This window comes from Myroides sp. ZB35, from assembly GCF_001865835.1.
Classification (GTDB): Bacteria; Bacteroidota; Bacteroidia; order Flavobacteriales; family Flavobacteriaceae; genus Flavobacterium; species Flavobacterium odoratimimum.
The window spans coordinates 840,343-865,401 of record NZ_CP017769.1 but is presented as its reverse complement, the minus strand read 5'-3'; the positions used below and the strand labels follow the sequence as shown (position 1 = coordinate 865,401).

Annotated in this window: 17 protein-coding genes; 9 read left to right on the top strand and 8 right to left on the bottom strand. The window is 35.4% G+C overall.

The genetic code is table 11. The features are described 5' to 3' along the window. Positions 1–21: 21 nt before the first annotated feature. Positions 22–3,762: a metallophosphoesterase gene (locus BK054_RS03935; protein ID WP_071306936.1), complete on the top strand. Its 3,741-nt coding sequence runs from the start codon at positions 22–24 to the stop codon at positions 3,760–3,762. On the opposite strand, the gene BK054_RS03930 is transcribed toward BK054_RS03935, so the two are convergent. Then, complete coding sequence (locus tag BK054_RS03930) at positions 3,745–4,626, bottom strand: hypothetical protein (protein ID WP_006264579.1); 882 nt, start codon at positions 4,624–4,626, stop codon at positions 3,745–3,747. The genes BK054_RS03935 and BK054_RS03930 overlap by 18 nt on opposite strands. A gap of 293 nt (positions 4,627–4,919) precedes the next feature. Between BK054_RS03930 and lepA the strand changes: the two genes are divergently transcribed. Both lepA and BK054_RS03920 read left to right on the top strand, forming a co-directional pair. Next, complete coding sequence (gene lepA, locus BK054_RS03925) at positions 4,920–6,716, top strand: translation elongation factor 4 (protein WP_006262303.1); 1,797 nt, start codon at positions 4,920–4,922, stop codon at positions 6,714–6,716. Positions 6,717–6,809: 93 nt separating this feature from the next. Continuing rightward, a complete protein-coding gene (locus tag BK054_RS03920) occupies positions 6,810–7,625 on the top strand; it encodes a hypothetical protein (RefSeq protein WP_232234338.1) in 816 nt (271 codons plus the stop codon). Between the two features lie 74 nt (positions 7,626–7,699). On the opposite strand, the gene BK054_RS03915 is transcribed toward BK054_RS03920, so the two are convergent. The 7 genes from BK054_RS03915 to BK054_RS03885 all read right to left on the bottom strand — a co-directional run bounded on the left by BK054_RS03915 (position 7,700) and on the right by BK054_RS03885 (position 14,931). Continuing rightward, the gene (locus BK054_RS03915) at positions 7,700–10,435 is read right to left on the bottom strand and encodes a M16 family metallopeptidase (RefSeq protein WP_071306934.1); all 2,736 of its coding nucleotides are present in this window, start codon (positions 10,433–10,435) and stop codon (positions 7,700–7,702) included. Positions 10,436–10,571: 136 nt separating this feature from the next. Then, positions 10,572–10,889: a thioredoxin gene (trxA, locus tag BK054_RS03910; protein WP_006259770.1), complete on the bottom strand. Its 318-nt coding sequence runs from the start codon at positions 10,887–10,889 to the stop codon at positions 10,572–10,574. 4 nt (positions 10,890–10,893) lie between these two features. Continuing rightward, positions 10,894–12,324 (bottom strand): MBL fold metallo-hydrolase, encoded by a 1,431-nt coding sequence (locus BK054_RS03905; protein ID WP_071306933.1) that lies wholly within the window; start codon positions 12,322–12,324, stop codon positions 10,894–10,896. Between the two features lie 73 nt (positions 12,325–12,397). Continuing rightward, positions 12,398–13,189 carry a sulfite exporter TauE/SafE family protein gene (locus BK054_RS03900; protein ID WP_071306932.1) on the bottom strand — a complete coding sequence of 264 codons (792 nt, stop codon included), beginning with the start codon at positions 13,187–13,189 and terminating at the stop codon, positions 12,398–12,400. A gap of 8 nt (positions 13,190–13,197) precedes the next feature. Continuing rightward, the gene (locus tag BK054_RS03895) at positions 13,198–13,830 is read right to left on the bottom strand and encodes a Crp/Fnr family transcriptional regulator (RefSeq protein ID WP_006259767.1); all 633 of its coding nucleotides are present in this window, start codon (positions 13,828–13,830) and stop codon (positions 13,198–13,200) included. A gap of 89 nt (positions 13,831–13,919) precedes the next feature. Next, positions 13,920–14,333 (bottom strand): DUF6691 family protein, encoded by a 414-nt coding sequence (locus BK054_RS03890; RefSeq protein WP_071306931.1) that lies wholly within the window; start codon positions 14,331–14,333, stop codon positions 13,920–13,922. A 37-nt stretch (positions 14,334–14,370) separates the two neighbouring features. Continuing rightward, positions 14,371–14,931: a YeeE/YedE family protein gene (locus BK054_RS03885; protein ID WP_006259765.1), complete on the bottom strand. Its 561-nt coding sequence runs from the start codon at positions 14,929–14,931 to the stop codon at positions 14,371–14,373. Positions 14,932–15,590: 659 nt separating this feature from the next. On the opposite strand from BK054_RS03885, the gene BK054_RS03880 reads away from it, so the two are divergent. The 6 genes from BK054_RS03880 (at position 15,591) to BK054_RS03855 (ending at position 25,041) form a co-directional block, all read left to right on the top strand. Further along, on the top strand, positions 15,591–15,950 hold the full coding sequence (locus BK054_RS03880; RefSeq protein WP_006259764.1) for a DsrE family protein: 360 nt from the start codon (positions 15,591–15,593) through the stop codon (positions 15,948–15,950). Between the two features lie 64 nt (positions 15,951–16,014). Further along, the gene (locus BK054_RS03875; protein WP_006259763.1) at positions 16,015–18,456 is read left to right on the top strand and encodes a bifunctional UDP-N-acetylmuramoyl-tripeptide:D-alanyl-D-alanine ligase/alanine racemase; all 2,442 of its coding nucleotides are present in this window, start codon (positions 16,015–16,017) and stop codon (positions 18,454–18,456) included. A 44-nt stretch (positions 18,457–18,500) separates the two neighbouring features. Next, positions 18,501–18,938, top strand: coding sequence for a large conductance mechanosensitive channel protein MscL (gene mscL, locus BK054_RS03870; protein WP_006259762.1), 438 nt, complete (start codon positions 18,501–18,503; stop codon positions 18,936–18,938). A 267-nt stretch (positions 18,939–19,205) separates the two neighbouring features. After that, positions 19,206–22,565, top strand: coding sequence for a SusC/RagA family TonB-linked outer membrane protein (locus BK054_RS03865; protein ID WP_006262296.1), 3,360 nt, complete (start codon positions 19,206–19,208; stop codon positions 22,563–22,565). A gap of 13 nt (positions 22,566–22,578) precedes the next feature. Then, positions 22,579–24,141: a RagB/SusD family nutrient uptake outer membrane protein gene (locus BK054_RS03860; RefSeq protein ID WP_006262295.1), complete on the top strand. Its 1,563-nt coding sequence runs from the start codon at positions 22,579–22,581 to the stop codon at positions 24,139–24,141. A 21-nt stretch (positions 24,142–24,162) separates the two neighbouring features. Further along, the gene (locus BK054_RS03855; protein ID WP_006266768.1) at positions 24,163–25,041 is read left to right on the top strand and encodes a putative zinc-binding metallopeptidase; all 879 of its coding nucleotides are present in this window, start codon (positions 24,163–24,165) and stop codon (positions 25,039–25,041) included. Positions 25,042–25,059 lie beyond the last annotated feature (18 nt).

Here is a 25,059-nt window from a genome sequence, read left to right as displayed (position 1 = left end):
AACCTTTATAACCCCTAAAATATGAAAATATTTTCTGAAACACCGTTAAAGCTTTCAAAAATCGCTGTTGTACTTTCTTTAACCTCTTTAGTAGGTCTAGTATCTTGTGCAACATTAGAGCCTCAGTACGGTACTAAAAGCGGGGCGTTTTCTCAAGAACGCAATAGCAATCAAAAAATTGTGCATACTTATTATTTGGTTGGAAACTTAAGCCAAGCAAATAATACGGAGGAACAAGAGCATTTAGAAGCTTTTAAGCAGATGTTGAGTCAAGAGAGTGATAAGAACTCAACATTAGTATTATTAGGGAATAATACCAAGAAAGGAATGCCAGGTACTTCTTCTAAAAAAAGAAAGAAAGCAGAAGATGGCTTAGCAAGTCACTTGGGGTTATTGGAGAGTAATAAGGGAACGACAGTATTCATTAACGGTGAATCAGATTGGCAAGGTAGTTATGAAGGAATTAAGAATCTAGATAAATATTTAGTCGAAAGAACAGGGAATAAGAAAGCTCTACTTCCTCGTAAAGTTTGTGGACTAGAAAGGCTTAAGATAAATGATGAGACTGTACTAATCGTGATTGATAGTCAGTGGTATATTGAGAATTGGGATAATCATCCGAATATCAATGAAGACTGTGATATAAAGACGAGAGAAGATTTCTTCGAAGAAGTAAGAGGTGAGATTAATAAGAATCAGAATAAGGTGGTGGTATTAGCGATGTATCACCCTGTATATAGCAATGGTAATCATGGAGGGAAGTTCTCTGTGCAAGATCATTTGTTTCCTTTAGGAGGGAGTGTGCCTCTACCAGTTATAGGCAGTATATACAACTATACTAGACAGATGTCTGGAATCAATCCTCAAGATCTTCAAAGCAAAAAATACAATGAGCTAAATAAGCGCATAAGAACAATCGCGCAAATGTATACAAATGTAGTGATAGCATCAGGTCATGAGCATAATCTACAGTATATAGACAGAGGTGGTGTAAAACAGATAATAAGCGGAGCGATGAGTAATCTTACGCCTGCTAGAGCGGTTGTAGAAGGAGATTTCTCTGCTGGTGTGTTTGGGTATTCTAAGTTAGAGATTAGAGATGATAAGAGTGCTAAGCTTTCTTTCTATGGTTATCAAGATGGGGGATATACAGCTTTATATAGCACTGTGATGTTAGATAACTTTGGAGGAGGAAAAGAAAACCGAAATATAGATAATAAAGAGCTTGAACAACAAACAGCACAAGCGAGTGTATATCCTAAACAATGGACAGAAAAGAGTAAGTTCTATCGATTCTTATGGGGGGAGCATTATCGCAATGTATACGGTACACCGATAACGGCGTCTATAGCAGATTTGACTACTCTAAAAGGAGGACTTACACCTACTATATCTGGAGGAGGTAATCAGTCTATGTCTTTAAGACTAGTAGATAAAGAGGGTAAAGAGTATGTGATGCGTGGTGTGCGTAAGAGTGTGTCTCGTTTTGCACAGACTGCCGTGTTTAAGGATCACTATGTAATGAATGCTTTTGACAATACTTGGACAGAGCGATTTATATATGACTTCTATACTACTTCACATCCGTATACTCCATTTATACTTGATGGATTAGCAGATAGGATAGGGATGTATCACACTAATCCAGAGTTGTATTATGTACCTAAACAGTCTGTATTAGGTAGATTTAATGATAACTATGGAGACGAATTGTATATGATTGAGGAGAGACCTTCGTCAGGATATGAGGATGAAGTAAGCTTTGGGAACGTTAGTAATATTATTAGTACAACTGATGTTATTGCGAAGTTGAGAAAAGATGAGAAGTATGAGGTAGATCAGACGGCTTATATGCGAGCTCGTATTTTTGATATGCTTATCGGGGATTGGGATAGACATGGTGACCAGTGGAGATGGTCAGAGTTTACAGAAGGAGATAAAGTTATCTATAGACCAGTACCTAGAGATAGAGATCAGGCTTTTGCTAAGATAGATGGTGCTTTGTTATCATTGATAAAGAAGCTACCACCACTTAGACATATGCAGAATTATACAGAAGACTTCGCTAATCCGAGATGGATTAATAAAACAGCTTTTCCATTAGATCAATATTTATTAAAGAGTACTTCTTTAGAAGATTGGTTGAGAGAAGCTAAGGATATTGTAGAGAAGTTAGACGATGAGGCTTTAGACGAGGCGTTTAGTAAATTGCCTCAAGAAGTACAAACAAAAGAGGTAGAAGAAATCAAAAAAATATTCAAAGCAAGACGTAGTAAAATAGACGCTTTCTTGCCGAAATATTATAAACAGTTACGCGAGTATGTCATCTTATCAGGAACTGATAAGAAAGAGGTGTTTGATATTGAGAGGTTGGCAGAAGGGAATGTTCGTGTAAAACAATATAGAGCTAAAAAGACAGGGGAAGAGTTAGTATTCGATAAGGTATATAATGCTATTGAGACTAAAGAGATTTGGGTATATGGACTGAACGATGAGGATACATTTAAAGTAAGTGGAGATGAGAAAGCGAAGATTAAGATTAGATTAATAGGTGGTAAGAATCAAGACACTTTCTTAGTAGATAATGCTTCTAAAGTAATCGTGTATGATTATGCGGATAAGAAGAATGAAGTAAAGATGGAAGGTTCTAATGGAAGAACAGTACTGACTAATAAGTATGACATTAATAACTTTAATTATGAGCGAGTACCTCTTAACTTGAATATGTTATTGCCAAATATTGGTTTTAACCCAGAAGATGGTGTTAAGATTGGCTTTTTATATAGTTCTACACGTTCTAAGTTTATTCAAGATCCTTATACAGCAAAGCATGTGTTGAAAGGTTTCTACTCTTTTAATACAAAGGGGTTAGAGGCAGAGTATAAAGGGTATTTTCCTAATGCGACTAATGACTGGATGTTTACGATAGGCGGTAGAGCGACTAGTCCTAACTTTGCAGTTAATTACTACGGACTGGGGAATGAAACGTATTATTTTGATAAAGAAAAAGGCAAAGATTATAAGAGAGTACGCATTGAGAGCTATTCTGTTTCTCCTGGGTATAGATATGAAGGAAAACAGGGAGCTAGTTTTGAAGCAAACTTAGAATATGATGCCTTAAAGGTAAAACATCAAACGGATAGATATATCACCGATGATGTAAATGGTGTAGATGCTAAGGTTTTTGATTTTCAACAGTATGGAGGTCTTAAGGTAGAGTATAACTATGAGCAGTATAATTATCCTGCTAATCCAACAGTTGGTTTTGGTTTTAATTCAAAACTTGGGTGGAGAATGAACTTAGAGGAGACTAAGCAGAACTTTGCGTATTTAGACCTTAAAGCGAGTTTCTTACACTATATTGATAGAGGTGAAAGATTAGTACTTGCGACTAATTTTACATACCAAACAAGGTTTAATGAGAACTATGACTTTTATCACGCAGCCACTATAGGGGGTAATGCTAACTTAAGAGGTTTTAGACCAGAGCGTTTTACAGGAAAGACATCTTTTGTGCAAACAACAGATTTAAGATTTAATGCAGGTCAGTTTACAGCAGGGTTTCTTCCTATGAGTTATGGTTTCTATGGAGGATTCGATTACGGTAGAGTATGGCAACCAGGTGAGTCTTCTACTAAATGGCATAACTCTTATGGAGCAGGACTGTGGATAAGTGCTGTAGAACAAGCGACTCTACACTGTTCTTTCTTTAACAGTGTAGATGGAGGTCGCTTTGTATTTGGATTAGGGTTTGGGTTTTAATGTACCCAAATCCACTTTATAAATTTTACCACCTTTTTTATCTTTTACCTCGTCAGCTAAATAGATAGTGTTGTTATCTCCAAAAGTCACAGACTCTTTTTGAGAGACGTGGTGTAGTTTGTGCTCACTAATCTTTCCATCCATAATAGCGTTGGGATTAAAACCGTCTATTATCCAAAGTTTAGAATGAGATAGCAGTACAAAAGTCTTCTCGTCTGGACTGATAGCAGCACCTGTGATAGCACAGTGTTTGTATATATTACATCCATTGAATGTTTGTACATGTTCAGCTTTGTGATGCCCTGCTTGATTAGGTACTTTATATACTAAAGAGGTTCCATCGAAGCCTTTACTTCTATTTTTAGTGAAGATGTAGAAGTTATTATTGTATAAGATAAAAGCTTCTGCATCATATAATAATTCAGTCTCTTTAGGAGGGAAGGCTTTTTGTTCAGGGTATTCAAATGAAATTACTGCAGCAACCTCTGTCTTATCTTTTTGCAAATCGTCTTTATTTATCTTTAAGATACGTAGATCCTTTCTAGTATTCTTATTATTTCCAAAGTCTCCGATATAAAGATTGCCTTCTTTATCTGCAGTTAATTCTTCCCAGTCTATATTCTTTTGGTCTTTTATTTTTAGAGTATGGCTTATTTTACCATCAGATTTGATTTGATATAATTCATTCTTATTGCCACTGTCCTGTAGTGCCCAGAATGACTTAGAAGTAGCATCATAGTATAGTCCTGATACCTCTTTAAGGTTATTCGGAAGTATAATATGATCTTTTGTGATATCACTCTTTTGTCCGCAACTTACTAAGGTCGCTAGAGAGAATAAGGATATTGTAAGTAATGATTTCATAGTGTATTCTTTTATGAATATAAAGTTACTAAATGTGTTTTTATAAAACATAGAATAGACTACTAAATCTAATGCAATAGATATTATAACCAATTTCTTTTAAATAAAGGGAGATTGTAAGACAGAAAAATAACTAAAAATTGAAACTTTAAAGTATATTTGCAAAATATAGGCTAGGTAGATTCTTTAATTAAAAGAATGTAAGAGCCTTAGAATCTAGATTATATGATTATTGAAAGTGGTTTCAATACTTCTAATGGGCATATAATCCAATAAACTTTGATATTACGAAGATGAAGAACATTAGAAACTTTTGTATTATTGCTCATATTGACCATGGTAAAAGTACGTTAGCAGATAGATTACTAGACGCTACACAGACTGTAACTGCTCGTGAGCAACAAGCTCAGCTTTTAGACAGTATGGACTTAGAGCGTGAAAGAGGTATTACTATTAAATCTCACGCTATCCAAATGGAATATACTCATAAAGGAGAGAAATATATACTTAACTTAATTGATACCCCAGGACACGTAGACTTTTCTTATGAAGTTTCTAGGTCTATTGCAGCGTGTGAAGGTGCGTTATTGATTGTTGATGCTGCTCAGAGTATCCAGGCTCAGACTATTTCTAACTTATATTTAGCATTAGAGAATGATCTAACAATTATTCCTGTATTAAATAAGATTGACTTACCAAGTGCTAATCCAGAAGAAGTAAGCGATGATATTGTTGATTTATTAGGTTGTGACTATGAAGAGATTATTCCTGCATCAGGTAAGACTGGTTTAGGAGTAGAGGATATCTTAGAAGCTATTATCGAGAGAGTTCCTGCACCTAAAGGAAATCCTGAGGAGCCATTACAAGCTTTAATATTTGACTCTGTATATAACCCATTCCGTGGAATTGAGGTAATCTTCCGTGTGGTTAACGGTACGATTAAGAAAGGTCAGAAGATTAAGTTCATGGCTACTAATAAAGAGTATTTCGCAGATGAGATTGGAACACTTAAATTAAACCAAGTAGCTAAACAAGAGATTAAAACAGGTGACGTAGGTTACTTAATCTCTGGTATTAAAGAAGCAAGAGAAGTAAAAGTAGGGGATACCATCACTGATGCAAAAGAACCTACTCAAAATATGATCGAAGGGTTTGAGAACGTAAAACCAATGGTATTTGCGGGTATCTATCCTGTAGACACAGAAGATTATGAAGAGTTGCGTAACTCTATGGAGAAGTTACAACTTAACGACGCTTCATTAGTATTCGCAGCAGAGAGTTCTGCCGCTTTAGGTTTTGGTTTCCGTTGTGGATTCTTAGGAATGTTACACATGGAGATCATACAAGAGCGCTTAGAGCGTGAGTTTAACATGACTGTTATTACTACTGTACCTAACGTTTCTTACTTAGCATATACTAAGAAAGAACCTGATACACCTATTATAGTAAATAACCCATCAGACTTACCAGAACCTTCTAAGTTAGAAAGAGTAGAAGAACCATATATTAAAGCGACTATTATTACTAAAGCTGACTTCGTTGGACAAGTAATGAGTCTTTGTATTGATAAGCGTGGTATTATCACTAACCAAACTTACCTTACAGAAGATAGAGTTGAGTTAATGTTTGATATGCCATTGGCAGAGATTGTATTTGACTTCTATGATAGATTGAAGACTGTATCTAAAGGATATGCTTCGTTCGATTATTCTCCTATCGGAATGCGTACTTCTAACTTAGTGAAAGTAGACGTAATGCTCAATGCTAACGTAGTGGATGCATTATCAGCATTAATGCACGCTGATAACGCTTATCATATCGGTAAGAAGATGTGTGAGAAATTAAAAGAACTTATCCCACGTCAGCAGTTCGATATTCCTATTCAGGCAGCTATCGGAGTAAAAGTAATTGCTCGTGAAACAGTAAAAGCTCTTCGTAAAGACGTAACAGCTAAGTGTTATGGAGGGGATATCTCTCGTAAACGTAAATTACTTGAAAAACAAAAAGCAGGTAAAAAGCGTATGCGTCAAGTAGGAAACGTAGAAATCCCACAAGAAGCATTTATGGCTGTATTAAAGTTAAATGACTAAATACAGCTTTTAAAATATTTAATGAAAAGACTATCAACATTGGTAGTCTTTTTTTTTGATTTAAAATGTAAAAATAACAGACCAATATACGATATGAAAAAAAACTTGTTCATATTCACACTACTTGCATTGGTAGGGTGTAAAGAAACAAAAGAGAAAGAAGTGATTCCTGAGGTTAAACCTTCTACAGAAGAAGTAGTAACTGCGACAGAAGAAGAAAAACCTGCTCTAACAATATATGGTAAGGAAGAAAACATCATTCTAGACATTCTTATTCCTAGATATTACGACAAGGATTTCCACCAAGAAGAATTCAATAAGGTCAATGATAAATGGTTAGCTTTTGAAGAAAAGAAAGGACTTTTTCAAGTTATTAAAGCAGATTATGCCATCAGTGAAGAGATGAATGAGTGTACAGAAAGTGAGCAACTAGGAATCTTCTCTACAGGCCCTGTGGAACCTATTTTTTTCTTAGGGCCAAATGCAATGATCAAGAAAGGCACTAAGACTGCTCTAAACATTAAAGAGCAACCTTTATGGCCTGATGCTCCACAAGAGTATCTATTTAATGGCAAACAGTATATTTTGAGAGCAGAAGGTAAGCAAGTAGATTCTTATGACTATACAGATGATAGTGGTAAGACTAAGAAATATAAGAAGTTTAAAGATTATAAGTTATACCTTACAGTCAATGGAGAGGCAGAACAATTAATCCTTGATGTCCCAAGCTTTAATGACACCTTTGTACAGCTGTTGTTTGTTGGGGATTTAGACGGAGATGGCAACTTAGATTTTGTGTTCGATGCTTCACCTGAATATGAAATACAGTCTGTAGAAGTATATTTATCTAAAGGAGCTCAACATTTTATCTACTTAGCAGGAGCTATATCTGTAGACTTTAGTTGTTAATAAATGGACTAGTGTATATAAATGTAAAAGCCGATTGAATACTCAATCGGCTTTTTATTTAAAGGCTATTTGCTTTATTTTTTAGTGAAATCACCAGCGTAAATTGTTGTGAATTTAGCAGGCTGTAAGTACTTTTTAGCAGCGTCATTTACTTGTTTAACAGTTAACTTTTCTATCTCAGCATTTAATTTGTCATGCTCTGTAAATGGAGTGTCGTATAACAAGAATAAAGAAGATAAATATATTAAGTATCCATCGCTACCTAGATTTGCTTGTTTTGCATTCTTCCATGAAGATTTGTTAGCAGTTAATTCCTCTTCAGTAATACCTGAAGCGATTAATTTATTAAACTCTTCATTCAAAGCTTTTTCTACATCAACGCGTTTAGTAGGGTTCATAAAAGCGTATATAGACCAAGAAGCATTCACGTTTTTAGGATCACTAGGTACACTTAATGAGGTACCTGCACCATAGCTAATTCCTTCTTTTTCGCGTAAGCGTTGAGGGATACGCGCAGTCATAAATCCACCTCCCATTACTTCGTTTGCAAATACTAATGCAGCATAGTCAGGATTTGATTGATTCATCTCAAAGTTTAGTTTACCTATAGCTACAGCATTTTCTTTGTCTGGAGTTTCGAATATTTCTTTTACTTGTTTACTGTCTATAAACTTAGGATATGCTTTTTCATATTTAGCTTTACTATTAAAGTTACCGAACGTGTTTTCTAATAGCTTATCCACAGCTTCTTTGTCTTTCATACCTATTACTGTAGCAATACCGTTATTGGCACCAAAGAAATTCTTGTGGAAGTCCTTAATTTCCTCTAGTTTAACTTTTTTAATACCATCAATGTTCTCTTGAGTTGATGGAGTATAGAAGATACTTCCTTTTTCTTCTTTCTCTGTTAATTGAGAGATTTTGTTGGAAGCGATAGCTTGAGGATCACTTAGTTGAGACTCTAAATTAGTAATATAGTCTATTTTTAATTTCTCTAATTCTGTTTCAGGGTAGATAGGGTTAGTCAATAAATCTTTAAGAATAACCATCGTTTCTTCTATACTACTTCTGTATGATGATACTCCTATGCTAATATTTTGACCATTAAATCTAACAGATATAGTTGACTTTAATTGATCTAACCTATCTTTTATCTGTTGTTTAGTCATAGTCTTAGTCCCAGCATTCAATAGGTTTGCTGCAAAAGAACCTATGTATTGTTTGTTTAATAAGTCTTTTTGATTACCTACTGGTAGTGTCATACTTATTTGTACTTTCTCTCCTTTGATATCTTTATCTATAATACCATATTTAAGCCCATTTCCAAGTTTAGCAGTAGAATATTTCTTCTGTAAATTAGCAATAGATGCTTCGAATGGTCTTAACTCTTCTGATGCTTCTTTTCCTTTATAGTTCTCTACTAGCGCCTTAATGTCTTTATCTAAGAACTCAGTTGGTTTCACTCTTATTTCATCCTTAGAAGGGATAAACATACCTACTGTACGGTTATTATCTTTAAAGTACTTTTTAGCTACCCTATTGATATCTTCTAGTTTTAAGTTCTCTACATTATCTCTGTACAAATTAGCCAGGCGATAGTCTCCAGCTCCGATAATCTCTGTTAAGTTAATAGCAGTTCGGATAGTATTGTTCTTTAAATCTTCTAGACCTTTTGAGATTCTTGTTTTAGCTCTATCTAAGTCTTCTTGTGTGTACTTGATAGTTTCTATTTTAGCTAAAGCAGTCTTGATATCTTTCAGTGTCTCATTTTGATCTTTATCAAGAGGAATATCAAAGTTAAATAAGATAAAGCTTGCATCTCTCACCGTAGGGCTAAAAGAGTATAATGATGACACCTTCTTAGTCTCTACTAAATCTTTATATAAATATCCAGAGGGGTCATTAGTCAGTATAGATTGTAGTGCTACAAGCGCCGCAAAGTCTTTATCTGCGTATGAAGCAGTGTGGTATAAGGTCTGTATATGCTTAGAATCACCTGCACGTCTTACTTCTACAAATTTCTCACCATCTTGAGCAGGTTCTACAGTTAATATTTCATCTAATACACGTTTAGGTTTAGGAATCACAGAGAAGTAATCCTCTACGTATTTTAATGCTTTAGCCTCATCAAACTTACCAGCTATAAGTAGAGTAGCATTGTCAGGTTGATAGTATTTTTCGTAGAATCGTTTTAGTTGTGGTGCTTTGACACGTTCGATATCCTCTTTTGATCCGATAGTACTAAGTCCATAATTATGCCATAAGTAAGCTGTATTAATAGTTCTTTCCATTAATACTCTACTTGGATTATTCTCTCCTATCTCAAACTCGTTTCGCACTACAGAGAACTCTTTGTCTAAATCGGATTGAAGTATAGTAGCATTGATCATACGATCTGCTTCCATCTCTAATGCCCATGCTAGATTCTCATCAGATGCTGCAAATATTTCATAGTAATTTGTACGGTCATACCAGGTAGTCCCTTGAGCTTGTCCTCCTTTGTCAGAGAGCATTTTTTTGATATCACCTAGTTTAGTAGTGCTTTTAAAAAGCATGTGCTCTAATAGGTGAGCCATACCTTTCTCACCGTATCCCTCATGTTTAGACCCTACATTGTACACGATATTAACTATCACATTATTCTGAGTAGCATCAGGAAGTAATAGAACTTTCAGTCCATTAGATAGCTTGTATTCTTTAATGTCTTCAACAGAAGTTACGAAGGCTGGTTTCTCCTTCTGTTGAGCATAAGCGTAATCTGCAGCACTTATTGTTAATGCAAACATAAGTGTATACACTATTTTTTTCATAAATCAGTAATTAAGGTTAATGGATATAAATATATAATATTAATTCTAATAAATTGAAAATCTGATAGGTAGTGAAGCTTTAATCTTTGAATAGTATTAGAAAAAATAAGGCTACTCTATCAAGAGTAGCCTTGTTTTAATAATTATGTTTATACTGATCGATATGACCTAGTAATGTCTGTTTATCCATATATCCAGACTGTTTCCACAGCAGTTTACCTTTTCTAAAAAGCATTAGTGTAGGTACACCTCTCATCTGGTATTGTGTGCTATACTGTGTGGTAAGAGCTGTATTCTTATCTACGTCTATTTTGATAATAGAGATATCATCTTGTAGCTCTTTTTTTACTTCTTCTAGCACAGGGGCTAGCATCTGACATGGACCACACCACGTAGCGAAGAAATCAACTAAAGTTAACTGATCTCTATCGATTAACTCTTGAAAATTACTCATTGTATTATTGTTTAGTTGTTGGACATGTCGCTGTACAGCTACCTCCTTCTTGTAATGGGATAGAGGTGTTCTTGATAGCACCAAAACCTCCGATTACATCGATCATATTGTGGTATCCTCTAGCTTTTAGGATAGAAGCAGCGATTAATGAACGGTACCCTCCTGCACAGTGGATAAAGAATTTACCTTCTGTTGGGAAGTCAGCGATATTATCATTGATATAATCTAATGGAGAATGAGTCAAGTTTTTATAGTTGATATGAGCAGAGTTGTATTCTCCTGGCTTACGTACATCTACTACCTTGATATCTTCATTCGCTATTTTATCAGCTAGTTCTTCTGCTGTTACTTGTTGTACTGTATCGTATTCAAATCCTTCTGTTTTCCAAGTAGAGAACCCTCCTTTTAAGTACCCTAGTGTATTGTCATACCCTACACGAGATAGGCGGATCACAGCTTCTTCTTCACGCCCTTCTGGAGTGATTAATAAGATAGGTTGTTTAATATCTGTGATTAATGCACCTACCCAAGGAGCGAATTGACCATCTAATCCGATAAAGATAGCTCCTGGTATATGTCCGCTAGCGAAGTCTGAAGCAGAGCGTACATCTAATAATAAGGCACCAGACTCTTCTGCTAAAGCTTGGAACTCTTTTGGAGTAAGGGCTTTGTTGTTACTGATGATCGTCTCTACATTCTCATATCCTTCTTTATTTAACTTCACATTTAGTGGGAAGTATGCAGGAGGAGGTAGTAGACCATCTGTTACTTCTTTTACGAACTCTGCTTCTGTCATATCAGCACGTAGTGCATAGTTCGTTTGTTTTTGATCCCCTAGGGTACCAACTGTTTCCTTGCTTAAGTTCTTTCCACAAGCAGACCCCGCACCATGCGCAGGATATACGATAACATCATCTGCTAACGTCATAATCTTCGTGCGTAAACTATTGTATAATGTAGCTGCTAATTGCTCTTGAGTCAAGTCAGCCGCTTTCTGAGCTAAGTCAGGACGACCTACATCACCTAAGAATAACGTATCTCCACTGAAGATAGCGTGATCTTTTCCATTCTCATCTTTTAGTAAGTACGTAGTACTCTCCATCGTATGCCCAGGAGTGTGTAATGCTGTGATCGTGATATTTCCTATTTTAAATACCTCTCCATCTGTAGCAATATGTGCCTTAAACGTTGGGTTAGCATTTGGTCCATATACGATAGGAGCATTTGTTTTCTCAGCTAATGTAACATGTCCACTCACGAAGTCTGCGTGGAAGTGTGTTTCGAAGATATATTTAATCGTCGCATTATCTTTAGCCGCTCTGTCTAAGTAAGGCTGTACCTCTCTTAGTGGATCGATGATAGCAACCTCTCCGTTGCTCTCTATATAGTAAGCTCCTTGAGCTAAACATCCTGTATAAATTTGTTCTATTTTCATATTGTAGTTTATTTCTTTGTTTGTAGTAAAAGTAAGAAGATGTTTTTAAAATGACAGTAACTTAGGTTACAAACTATAAAAACACTTCCTTAATTAGGATATAAATAGCCATGATTAGTACGAAATAACCAAAGCTCTTTTTTAAATTTTTGTCAGGAACGTACTTTGTTAAATAGATCCCGATGAAGATCCCTACCATAGATATTCCGCTAAAAGTAAGTAGCATCGCCCAGTCCATAGCGGTATGACCTAGATCACCTAAGAACCCTATTAAGGACTGTATAGCGATAATGCATAATGAGGTACCGACAGCTTGTCTCATAGGCATCTTGGCAAATAAGACTAAAGCAGGAATGATTAAGAATCCTCCTCCAGCACCTACTGTACCTGCTAGCAGTCCGATCAAGATACCTTGTAATACTAGCCCTGATAAGGCTGGCTTAGTATCTATTGCCTCTATTTCTTTTTTTGGTCTGATCATTTTAGTTGCCGAAGTGAACATCACTAAGGCAAATAAGACCATCAGCACAATATTCTTATCTATACTCCAGCTACCGATGGATATTACATCTGGTACAAGTGGGAGTAAGTAGGCTCTCGTGATATATACTGTGATGACAGAGGGTATCCCGAAGAGCAATACTGTTTTTAGATCTACTTTTTTGTCTATATAGTTTTTTATACCACCTACTAGAGAAGTAGATCCTACTATGAATAGTGAGTATGCTGTAGCTACGAAGGGCTCTACCTTCATGATATACACGAGGATAGGCACGGTGAGTATAGATCCACCACTACCGATAAGACCTAGTGATATCCCGATAAGTAAGGCTAGTGCATACCCTATTAATGCTGTATAATCCATATCTGTACTTAAGGCTTAAGTAGCTCGATATATTTTCTATTGAGCTGTATAATACCTTCGTTTTCTAAAGTTTTTAGTATTCTAGAGATCACTACTCTAGAGGTATTTAGTTCGTCAGCTAATTCTTGATGTGTATTGTTGATAAAGCGGCTGTTGTATATCTTCGCTTTACTTCTCAGTAAGTTACATAGACGCTCTTCCATATTCATAAAGGCAAGACTGTCTATAGCAGTTAGCATTTCGTTCATACGGTTGTTATAACTGTTGAGTACGAAGTTGCGCCAACTCTTATATTTTACCAGCCATTCATCCATTTTTCCTACAGGAACTAAGACTACACTACCATCTCGTTCTGCTATAGAGCGCACCTGACTCTTCGTCTCTCCTAAGCAGCAGGTCAGAGTCATCGCACAGGTATCACCTTCTTCTATATAGTATAGGACTATCTCTCCCTCTCGCTGATCTTCTCTGATGATTTTGATAGCACCTTCTAGGAGTAGAGGAATCTTCTTAATGTATTCTCCTATCTCCATCAACTTTTCTCCTTCTTTAAAGTCTTTTATAGTAGATACTTCTATGATTTCTTCTAATAACTTCTCCTCGAAGGTAGAGCGGTACTTGTTTCGTATGATATGTTCCATAAAAGAATAAACAAATGAATTAATGGTTCTAAGTTACTTTATCGTGACAATATATCAAAAGTATTAGTTCCTTTAATCCATATTGTTTATTAATGAGGAAGCCATCTTCTGATCAATCCATAGAACCAAGTTCCTAATAATGCTCCGATGATCGCAATCAGAATAGGTAAAAAACCTGCTCCAAATAAAGCAAACATTGGTCCAGGGCAAGCTCCTCCTAATGCCCATCCTAACCCGAAAAAGATTCCTCCTATCAGATAACGTGGTATGCTCTTCTCTTTTGGGGTGAACTCTATTGGGTTACCAGAGAAGTCTTTGATATTCTTTTTCTTGATAATATAGGTTGCGATAACAGCGATTGTTAACGCAGTTCCCATAATACCATACATGTGGAAGCTGTCGAATTGAAACATTTCATATATTCTGAACCACGATGCCGCGCCAGACTTAAACATCCCTATCCCGAAAAGCATTCCGACTAATAAATAGGCTAATTTTTTCATTGTATCTTATTGATATAAATATTGTTAATCACTTGTGTTAGAAAATAAAAGGGAACAGTAGGTGTACCATAATTAACCCTCCTATAAAGAAACCAATTACAGCTATCAAGGAAGGCAATTGTAGATTACTCAACCCACTGATTGCATGTCCTGAAGTACATCCTCCTGCATATCTAGAACCAAACCCTACGAAGAACCCTGCTAATAATAGTAGTCCGATAGATTTAATAGAACCGAATACTTCATTAGAGAATAGCTCTGTCGGTATATATGCCTTGCCAGCACTTTCTATACCTAGTGTATGTAGCTTCTCTATCGTCTGATCGGCTAGTGGTATCGCTGCTGGCTCTACACTCAAGAAGTGGTATGCGATGAACCCTCCTAGGATAGTACCTACTAAGAAAAGTAAGTTCCACGTCTGAGCTTTCCAGTTAAAGCAGAAGAAATCACAACTCTTACCTGCTCCCATCATCGAGCACATGGTGCGTAGATTAGAGGAAAACCCAAAAGATTTGCCCATTAATAAAAGTAATATAAGTGTAGTAGCGATGAATAAACCTCCTACATACCAAGGCCATGGGCCATATATCCATTCCATAACATTTAATTTAATAAGACAAAGTTCTCGATTAAAATCGAGAAGAAATGTAACCTAGGATACACAGCACTTCTTTTTTGTTAGTACACCATTTATATTGAAAGATGATTGGATATAGGAATGTAAGTGAAAATTAATACTACGTAATACTGTGATAAGAGGAGAATACTGGGTGTATAAAAGGTGTATTGTTGGAGAAAAGTGCTTCTATGTCCATCATTCTCGGGGTATTGTCCATGTATTGTCGAAGGAAATGCCTCTAAAGCCTTATTTTACTAAGTATAAGGGGAGTATTGTGATTGAGGTGGTATAGGGGTGTTTTAGGGTTATTGTATTGATAATTAGTGTATTGTTGTTTTTTTGGTGGTAAAAAAAGTAAATTGTTTTTTTAGAAAAATTGTTCTTATAGATGGTTTTTGAGGTAATTTTTTTAAAAAAGAAGGTGTTGAAAGAGAATTTTGGGTATAAATAGGAACTTATTTATGCTGAAAACAAAAAAAAGAAATTCCTTTTTTTGAAAGGATAGATTTAGATCTGAATAGAATTTTAAACAGAATAGTAGCAAAAGTTTGTGAGAGTTTATTAGTCGATATGAGTGGTTTTTAGTAGTTTTATAGAACTTAAAAAATAGAACCCAAAACTTAAAAATAGATATACTTATGAAAAATACAAAGCACAACGTTGTATTTCAATTAAACACAGACAACATTAACGAACAGAATGCACTAATGACTTATGTATCTAATGTTAGAAATCACTGGAAAGAGGATGTAACGATACAAGTAGTCGTGCATGGGCCTGGTATCGGAATGCTTAGAAAAAGCAAGACGATGGTAGGAGAACCTCTTAAGGCAGTGATGCAAAAAGGTATACAATTCTTTGCGTGTGAGAATACAATCAATGCTCGCAAAATAGATAAATCAGATATTATCGAGAATGTAGGATTCGTACCTTCAGGATTAGTTTATATTATCGAAAAACAAGAAGAAGGGTGGTCTTATATAAAATGTAATTTTTAAGATTTTATATAGATAGAGAGTGGTATGACTCTCTTTACCTTTGTGTATCAAATAAGGCAAAATAATGAAATTTAATACGGATGCGTTCTGTTCATTCATTGGAGCAGACATTATAGGAAACAGTAAGAGTGAATATGTAGATATTTCGAATATATCCGTAGACAGTAGGTCATTGCAGAATGATCAACACACTTTATTTTTTGCATTAAAAGGAGGTAATCATGATGGTCATGATTATATCGAAGAATTGGTAAATAAAGGAGTCAGATATATCGTCATCTCTGACCAGACTAAGGTACGTCCTATAGAAGGAGTACTTTTCTTTAAAGTAAATAATACATTAGCTGCACTTCAGGGTGCGGCTATTTTTCATAGAGATCGTTTTGATTTTCCAGTTATCGGAATTACAGGTAGTAAAGGAAAGACGGTAGTAAAAGAATGGCTTAACTATCTACTGAGCGAAGAGTATAAGATCATCAAGAGCCCTAAGAGTTATAATTCTCAGACGGGTGTGCCACTATCTGTATTTGGGATAGAGGAGAAGCACAACTTAGGTATCTTCGAAGTTGGAATATCTACTGTGGGTGAAATGGAGAGACTTGCTAAGGTGGTCAAGCCTACTATAGGTGTTTTTACAGCACTTACAGAAGAGCATGGAGAAGGTTTTCGCTCATTAGAAGAAAAAGTGAGTGAGAAAGCTAAACTATTCCAGGATGCTGAGGTAGTTATTTGTGAGCAGAATGAGTTGTTATTACAATATTTTAGTTCTGTTGCTTCTGTATATACTTGGAGTCTGACAGATACGTCAGCGAATGTCTATGGACAGCTTTATTCCTCTAGTCTTACTGTATCTATTGATCAAGGTGATTCGTACTCAGTAGAACTTCCATTCACAGATGATAGTTCTGTGCGTAATATAATGACTTGTATTAGTACGATGTCTTACTTAGGGTATGACTTAGAGAAGATAGCACAGCGTATCCAAGGACTCTATCCAGTAGAACTGCGTATGCAGGTAAAGAATGGTGTGAATAACTGTACGATAATAGATGATGCGTATAATGCAGATTATCAGTCACTATCTATCGCTCTTGACTTTCTAGAGAAGCATAAGGTGAGTGCGTCTAAGACTGTGATACTATCAGATATGTTTAAGAGTGGGTATGAGGAGGAGGAGATATATGGTCAGCTAAAAGAGCTGTTGTCTACACATCAGATAACTCGTGTGATCGGTATAGGAGAGCATATAAGTAAGTATCTAATCGGGACGACGAACACTTATCTATATAGAGACACTGAAGAGTTCTTACAGAAAGTATCTGTAGAGGATTTTAGTGATGAGAATATCTTAGTCAAAGGGGCTAGAGGATTCCGCTTTGACAGAATCGTCACGATGCTAGAGAAGAAAACGCATGAGACTGTACTAGAAGTTAATCTTACTGCGATGTGTCACAACCTTAATTTCTACCGTTCAAAGCTAAAGCCAGAGACTAAAGTGATGGTCATGGTGAAGGCATTCGGATATGGTAATGGTAGCTATGAAGTAGCGAAATTATTAGCTCATGAGAAGGTAGATTATCTAGGAGTAGCTTTTGCAGATGAGGGAATAGAATTGCGCAAGGCTGGTGTGAATACTAAGATTATCGTGATGAATCCTGAGATTAATGCATTCTCAGCGATGATAGCGTATGATCTAGAGCCAGAGGTGTACTCTGTACGTGAGCTTAATGCATTCTTAAAAGTAGCTAGAGAACGCAACTGCTATGAATATCCTATCCATATCAAGCTGGATACGGGTATGCATAGACATGGTTTTTTGACTGAAGATCTAGACGAGTTAATAGAAGTGCTTAGACATACTAATGTGGTCGAAGTCAAATCTATATTCTCACATCTATCATCAAGTGATATGCCTGAATATACAGACTTTACACTTGGACAGATAGAGATGTTTACAGATAACTCAGATAAACTAATACAAGAATTAGGGATTAACCCAATACGTCATATTCTGAATACATCCGGTATTTTTAACTTTTCGGAGCATCAGTTTGATATGGTTCGATTGGGAATAGGATTGTATGGAGTTGGTAATGATAGAGAAGAAATGCAACAATTGGCTAATGTTAGTACGCTTAAAACTCGCATTATGCAAATCAAAGAAATCAAAGATAAAGACAGTGTAGGATACGGTCGGAGATTTCGCGCAGAAGGTAAAACACGTATCGCCACTGTGCCCATAGGATATGCTGATGGAGTACATCGCTCATGGGGACCTGTGGGCTATGTCTTAGTAAATGGGCAAAAAGCAGAGATCACAGGATCTATCTGTATGGATATGTTAATGATCAATGTAACAGAAATAAAATGCCAAGAAAATGATGAGGTTGTTATTTTTGGTAAAGACCTGCCAGTCACTATTATAGCAGATAAAATAAAAACAATACCATATGAGATTTTAACGAGTATTGCACTTCGCGTTAAAAGAATTTTTTTTATAGAGTAAAAAAGTTATATTTTTAACTATTCAAAACTTAAACAATAAAGACTATGGGATTTGTAAAAGAATTTAAAGAATTCGCTGTCAAAGGCAATGTAATGGACCTAGCGGTAGGGGTAATCATCGGGGGAGCATTCGGTAAAATTGTAACGAGTGTTGTAAACGATGTTATTATGCCATTAGTATCTGCTATCATCGGAACACCTGATTTCACTAATATGTATGTAGTGTTAAAAGGAGATGCACCTGATGGGGCACCTCTAGCAGCAGCAAGAGGAATAGATGGTAATGTTGTATTTGCTTATGGTAGCTTTATTACAGAGGTAATCAACTTTACATTGTTAGCTCTATGTGTATTCCTTTTAGTAAAAGGAGTTAACTCATTAAGAAAGAAAGAGGAGGCTGCACCAGAAGCACCTGCAGGACCACCAGCACCAACTCAAGAGGATCTTTTAGCAGAAATCAGAGATTTGTTAAAGAAACAATAATATTATGACTGTGGTTTCTTAAAATCGCTTTGTGATAATAAAAAAGGGTATACTTTATGTATACCCTTTTTTATTGACCTTATCTGACATATTAGTTAATATAAATAAATTATAGTGTGTAATTTTTATTAAATATATTTAAAAGTTTATATTATTTAATAAATAGTGTATTATGATGATAATTTGATAAAAATCACATTACCTCTAGTTTTTGATAATATTATGTTATTTATTTGTTAATGATAAATTAATTAATAGTTAACAAGTATGAAGAAAGGTTTACTTAAATTCTTTTTCTTCTCATTAGCACTTACAGTTACTGGAAGTGTGTATGCGCAAGAAAAGGTAATTAAAGGAAGAGTTGTGGCTTCTGATGATGGTTCATCATTGCCTGGCGCTACTATATTTGTCAAAGGTACTAAAGAGGGAGTACAGACAGATATAGATGGAAATTACTCTATTAAGGTAAATGGTAAGGACGCCGTTCTTGTGTTTGAATTCATGGGATTCAATTCAGCAGAGAAGAAAGTCGGAGAGCTAGCAGTTATCAATGTTTCTTTAGGAGAAGCAACGGAGATGATTGACGAAGTAGTGATTAATACAGGGTATCAGACTATTACTAAACGTAAGGAGGCTGGAGCTGTAAGTCGTATCGAAGCGAAAGATCTTAAGGTAGATGGGGTAGCGGATGTGAGTAGAATGATCGAAGGTAAGGTAGCAGGGGTGACTATACAGAACCCTTCAGGTACTTTCGGAGCTGCTCCTAAAATTACTATTCGTGGAGCTTCTTCTATTATGGGAGATACTAAACCACTATGGGTTATTGACGGGGTGGTTCAAGAGGATATTATCAATGTATCTTTTGAACAATTGGCATCAGGTAACTCTGAATCTGTATTGAGTTCTGCTTTGTCTGGAATTAATGCAGATGATGTATTGAGTATAGATGTACTTAAAGACGCGTCTGCAACGGCTATCTACGGTTCTCGTGCTATGAATGGGGTAGTGGTGATCACTACTAAATCTGGTAGAAGAGAAACACCTATGAGTATCAGTTATAGTATGGAGAATACATTGCGTCCTATACCTCAGTATAGCCAATATGATGTGATGAACTCTCAAGATAATATGATGGTTTATCGAGAGCTTCAAAGCAAAGGGTATTTAGATTACTCTTCTATGTTATATGGGCGTAACAGTGGGGCTTATGGTATCATGTATCGCGCTATGAACCAATATGATCCTGTACATAATCAGTACGGAGTGTATAATAGTCAGGCTGCACAGAATAGCTTTCTACAAACACATGAAAAAGCAAATACAAATTGGTTTAAAGAATTGTTTAGACCATCTATTGTGCAACAGCATTCATTAAGTTTTAACGGAGGAGGAAAGAATAGTGCATATTTTGCTTCTGTTGGTTATTTAGCAGATTCGGGATGGTCTATTGCTGATAAAGTACATCGTTTAACAATGAACTTAAAAAATACATTCTTTGTTAATGACAAATTAAAAATTTCATTATCATCAATTGCTTCTGTACGTGATCAAAAAGCACCTGGAGCTTATGATGCTGAGAAAGATGTAGTAAATGGCTCTGTAAAACGTGATTTTGACATTAATCCATTTAGTTATGCTTTAAATACAACTAGAACATTGCGTCCTTATGATAATAAAGGTAATTATGAGTATTACAGAAGTAATTGGGCTCCATTCAATATCATGAATGAGTTAGACAATAACTATATGGATATTGATGTAAAAGATATTCGTTTCCAAGCAGATATTGATTATAAAATACTACCTAACTTAACGTATAATCTAAGTGGGTCAGCTCGTTATGCTACAACTAAACGTGTACATAACGTAACTCAAGATTCAAATGTAATAGCAGCGTATAATGCTGATGAGTCTACTGTAGAACGTGATCAAAATATATTCTTATATAAAGATCCTAATAATGCTGCATTACCTCCAACACCTATCATGACAAATTCAGGATTAAAGAGAACATATACGAATGATATGACTTCTTTCTTATTGAGAAATAGTTTTACTTACGATAACGTGTTTAACGATGTACATGAATTAGATGTATTCGGAGGAACAGAGATGAGAGTTGTAAATCGTAATAAGGATTATTTCTTAGCGCAAGGAGTTCAATTTGACAAAGGGATGACTACTTATCCAGAGTTATTGGCAATGCGTAAATTGTTAGAACAAGGAGGAGAGTATTTTAACTATGGAGAAGAGAGAGAGCGAACAGTTGCTTTTTTTGCTAGAGCGGCATATACTTATGATAGACGTTATACTGTGGCTCTAACAGGACGCTATGATGGATCAAATAGACAGGGGGATACAGGTTCTTCTAGATGGTTACCAACATGGACTGCTTCAGGAAAGTGGAATATCTCTAGTGAAAAGTTTATGGAGAACTCACATACGGTGAGTAATTTAGCTTTACGCGCTTCTTATGGTTTAACTGCAACATCAGGACCAGCTACGAATTCTTTAGCTATTTATAAACCTTATGTTACTCCTAGACCTAATTTAGGTAATATAGAGAATGGTATTAGTATTAAAGATCTTCAAAATACTGATTTAACTTGGGAGAAACAGCACGAATTAAACGTAGGTGTTGATTTAGGATTATGGAATAATAGAGTGCAATTAGTGGCAGATGTTTACGAGAGAAAAGCATTTGATTTAATTGATTATATCAGAACTTCAGGTATTGGAGGTCAGGAAATTAAACTCGGTAATAATGCAGATATGCGTACTAGAGGAGTTGAGTTTGGAATTACTACAACTAATATCAAAACTCCTGAGTTTAGTTGGTCAACTACAGTTAATGGTTCTTATTATGATCAAGAAGTTACTAGTTTACAAAATACTCCACGTGTACTTGATTTAGTTCAAGGATTTGGAGGTAACGTTGTAGGAAAACCTCGTAACTCTTTATATTCATACCAATTCACGGGACTGAATCACTTAGGATTACCAACATTTGCACAAGCACCTGGTGAAACAAACGTTATTGGGGGAGCAAATTTCCAAGATACAACTAATCCAACAGGATACTTAAAGTATGAAGGATCTATTGAGCCAAATAAAACTTTAGGGTTAACGAATACATTCACTTACAAAAACTGGAGCTTAAATTTCTTAATTGTTGCTTCAGGAGGAAATAAGATCAGATTATATCCATCTTATGCAAGTAGATACAATGATACGGATGTATTTGGTAAAACATTTGAAGACCGTTGGATTAACCCAGGAGATGAGAACTTTACAAATGTTCCTACAATTCCTGATTTAACAACAGCTAATACAGTAGGGGCTACATCAATTTTAAGAGGATATAATACGTATAATTATTCTTCAGAGCGTGTAGCTGATGGAGGTTTTGTGAGATTAAAGAATGTTTCTTTGACTTATGAATTCCCTGATCACTTTAAGCGATCTATGAAAATGTCTAATTTCTCATTGCGTTTTAATGCGACTAATCCATGGTTAATCTATGCTGATAAGAAGTTAAATGGAGAGGATCCAGAGTTCTACAGAACAGGAGGGGTAGCAATGCCACAAACAAGTCAATATACATTGACACTTAATGTTGGTTTTTAAATTATAGATTATTATGAAGAGAGTAAAGATATTAGTTGGTTTATTGTTCTTGGCTACAGCTACAGTAGGGTGTAGTGACTTTCTTTCGGAAGTACCAGACAATAGAACCCAAATAGATACACCTAAAAAAGTTAGTGAATTATTAGTAGGTGCTTACCCTTCTGCTACACATGTTGAGTTTGCAGAAGAGATGAGTGATAACGTTATTGACAACGGAAAACTAAATCAATCAACATTACAAAGCGAGCAGAACTTTACTTGGGTAGTGAATACGGAAGAAAGTTATGAAACACCAAAAGCGTTTTGGATGGCTTGTTATGAGGCAATTGCAAATGCAAATGCAGCATTAGATGCTTTATCTAGTATGGAAAAGGAATATGCAAATAAACCTTCTTTTAAATATGGATTAACTCATTTAAGAGCGGAGGCATTATTAGCTCGTGCTTATAATCACTTTATGTTAGTAAACTTATGGGCTAAGCACTATAATCCTGCTACAGCTGAAAGTGATCTAGGGATACCTTATGTTACTGAAGTAGAAAATGTACTTTTAAAAGAATATAAACGTCTTAGTGTTGCAGAGGTATATAAGTTAATTGAACAAGACTTACTTGAAGGACTTATTGGAATTAAAGGAGCTCAATATGAATCAGCAAATATAGCTAAGTATCATTTTACAGAAGCTTCTGCTAAGGCTTTTGCAGCTCGTTTTTATCTATATAAAGGAGAGTTTGCTAAGTCAATTGAATATTCTAATACGTTAGGAGATTTACCTATTGGTAAGCTAAGAGATGTTGCTGGTACTGCTGATTTTTCAACTGCTCAAAATGAAATTCACTTCTCGAGAACAGAGTTAGACACAAACCTGTTAGTAGTAACATCTCCTTCTAGAAAGAAGAGAACTACTTATGCATCTAGATTTGTACTTACTCAAGGAGAAGCAACTAAGGGAGATAAAGGATTGTTTAGTTCAAGTACTAATCCAGTTTCAGAAGTTATTAAGTCGCCAATGAATTGGAATTATCCTAATGCGAACTATAGTAATAATGACGCTTTTTATGTTCCTAAGTTTAATGAATATTTTAAGATTAATGACTTCACTAATATGACAGGTATTCCTCATGTTACTTTTGTACTATTTTCAAATGATATGTTGTATTTAGATCGTATGGAGGCTTTTGTGATGGAGAATAGAATTGATGAAGCAATTAAAATGTATACTTATTTAGTGTTATTAAGAACAGAGCTTCCTCCACAGTTTAAACCTGAAAGTTTAATAGGAATTTTACAGTATGAGGATATTGAAAAGTTGATTGGTTATGAGGAAGGAAAGTACTCGCCCATAACAAAAATTAATAGAGAACAGGCCGTTATGCTTGAGGCAATATCGGAAATGAGAAGAAGAGAAGGATTCCAAGAAGGATATCGTTGGTTTGATATTAGAAGATTTAATTTAGAGGTTAAACACAAACTAACGGGTGGTTCAGAACATATACTTCAAAAAGGTGATTTGAGGTATCAATTACAGTTACCACAGGTTGCTTTAGATAGAGGAATACCAGCTAATCCAAGATAAATACAATAAAATCAAGTAATTATGATAATTAAAAATATAGTTAAAGGAGCAAGTATTGTGTTTACTACGACGCTATTAATGACTGCTTGTTCTAAAGATGACTCATTGCGCAGTGAATCTATTTTTGATACAACAGAAAAGCCAAAAACAGAATTAGATCTGTGGATTGAAGCTAAATATACTAAACCTTATAATATTGCTGCTACCTATTTATGGGACGAAGCAATGGGTAAAGCTGATAAAACGCTATATCCTCCAAAGGTGTCTAGTGTTAAACCAGCTCTTCAAGTTATTAAGAAGATTTGGATTGATAGTTACTCTGAAATAGGAGGTGAAGATTTTGTAAAAAAGATAGCTCCTAGACAATTGCACTTAATAGGTAGTTATAACCTAAATCACAATGGTACAATTGTATTAGGTGATGCTGGGGGTGGTGCCAAAATCACATTGTATAATACTGATTTTTTAAACTTAAAAAACATAGATAATGTAAAACAGTTTGTACATACTATACAACACGAGTATATCCATATTTTAAACCAAACTAAGCCTTATGACTTAACAGCTTGGACTGATGTCGCAAAAGGTGGAGGGTATACTTCTTCTTGGTATAATCAAACTGCAAAAGCAAGTAACGCTCTTGGTTTTGTTACTCCTTATGCTCGTAACAACTATGATGAAGATTTTGCTGAGACTGCATCTTTTGTACTTGAAAAAAGTAAAACAGAATTGGCTGCATTTATGTTAACTGTACCAGAACCAGGTAGAGCTGTTATTCAACGTAAGATTGACATTGTAGAAAAGTACTTTAAAGAGCAATTCGATATGGACTTTTATGCTTTACGTGATGCTGCAGAGAGAAATACTAATGCTGTAGTATCGGGTGAGGTAGAAGAATAATATTATAAAGACTTTTAA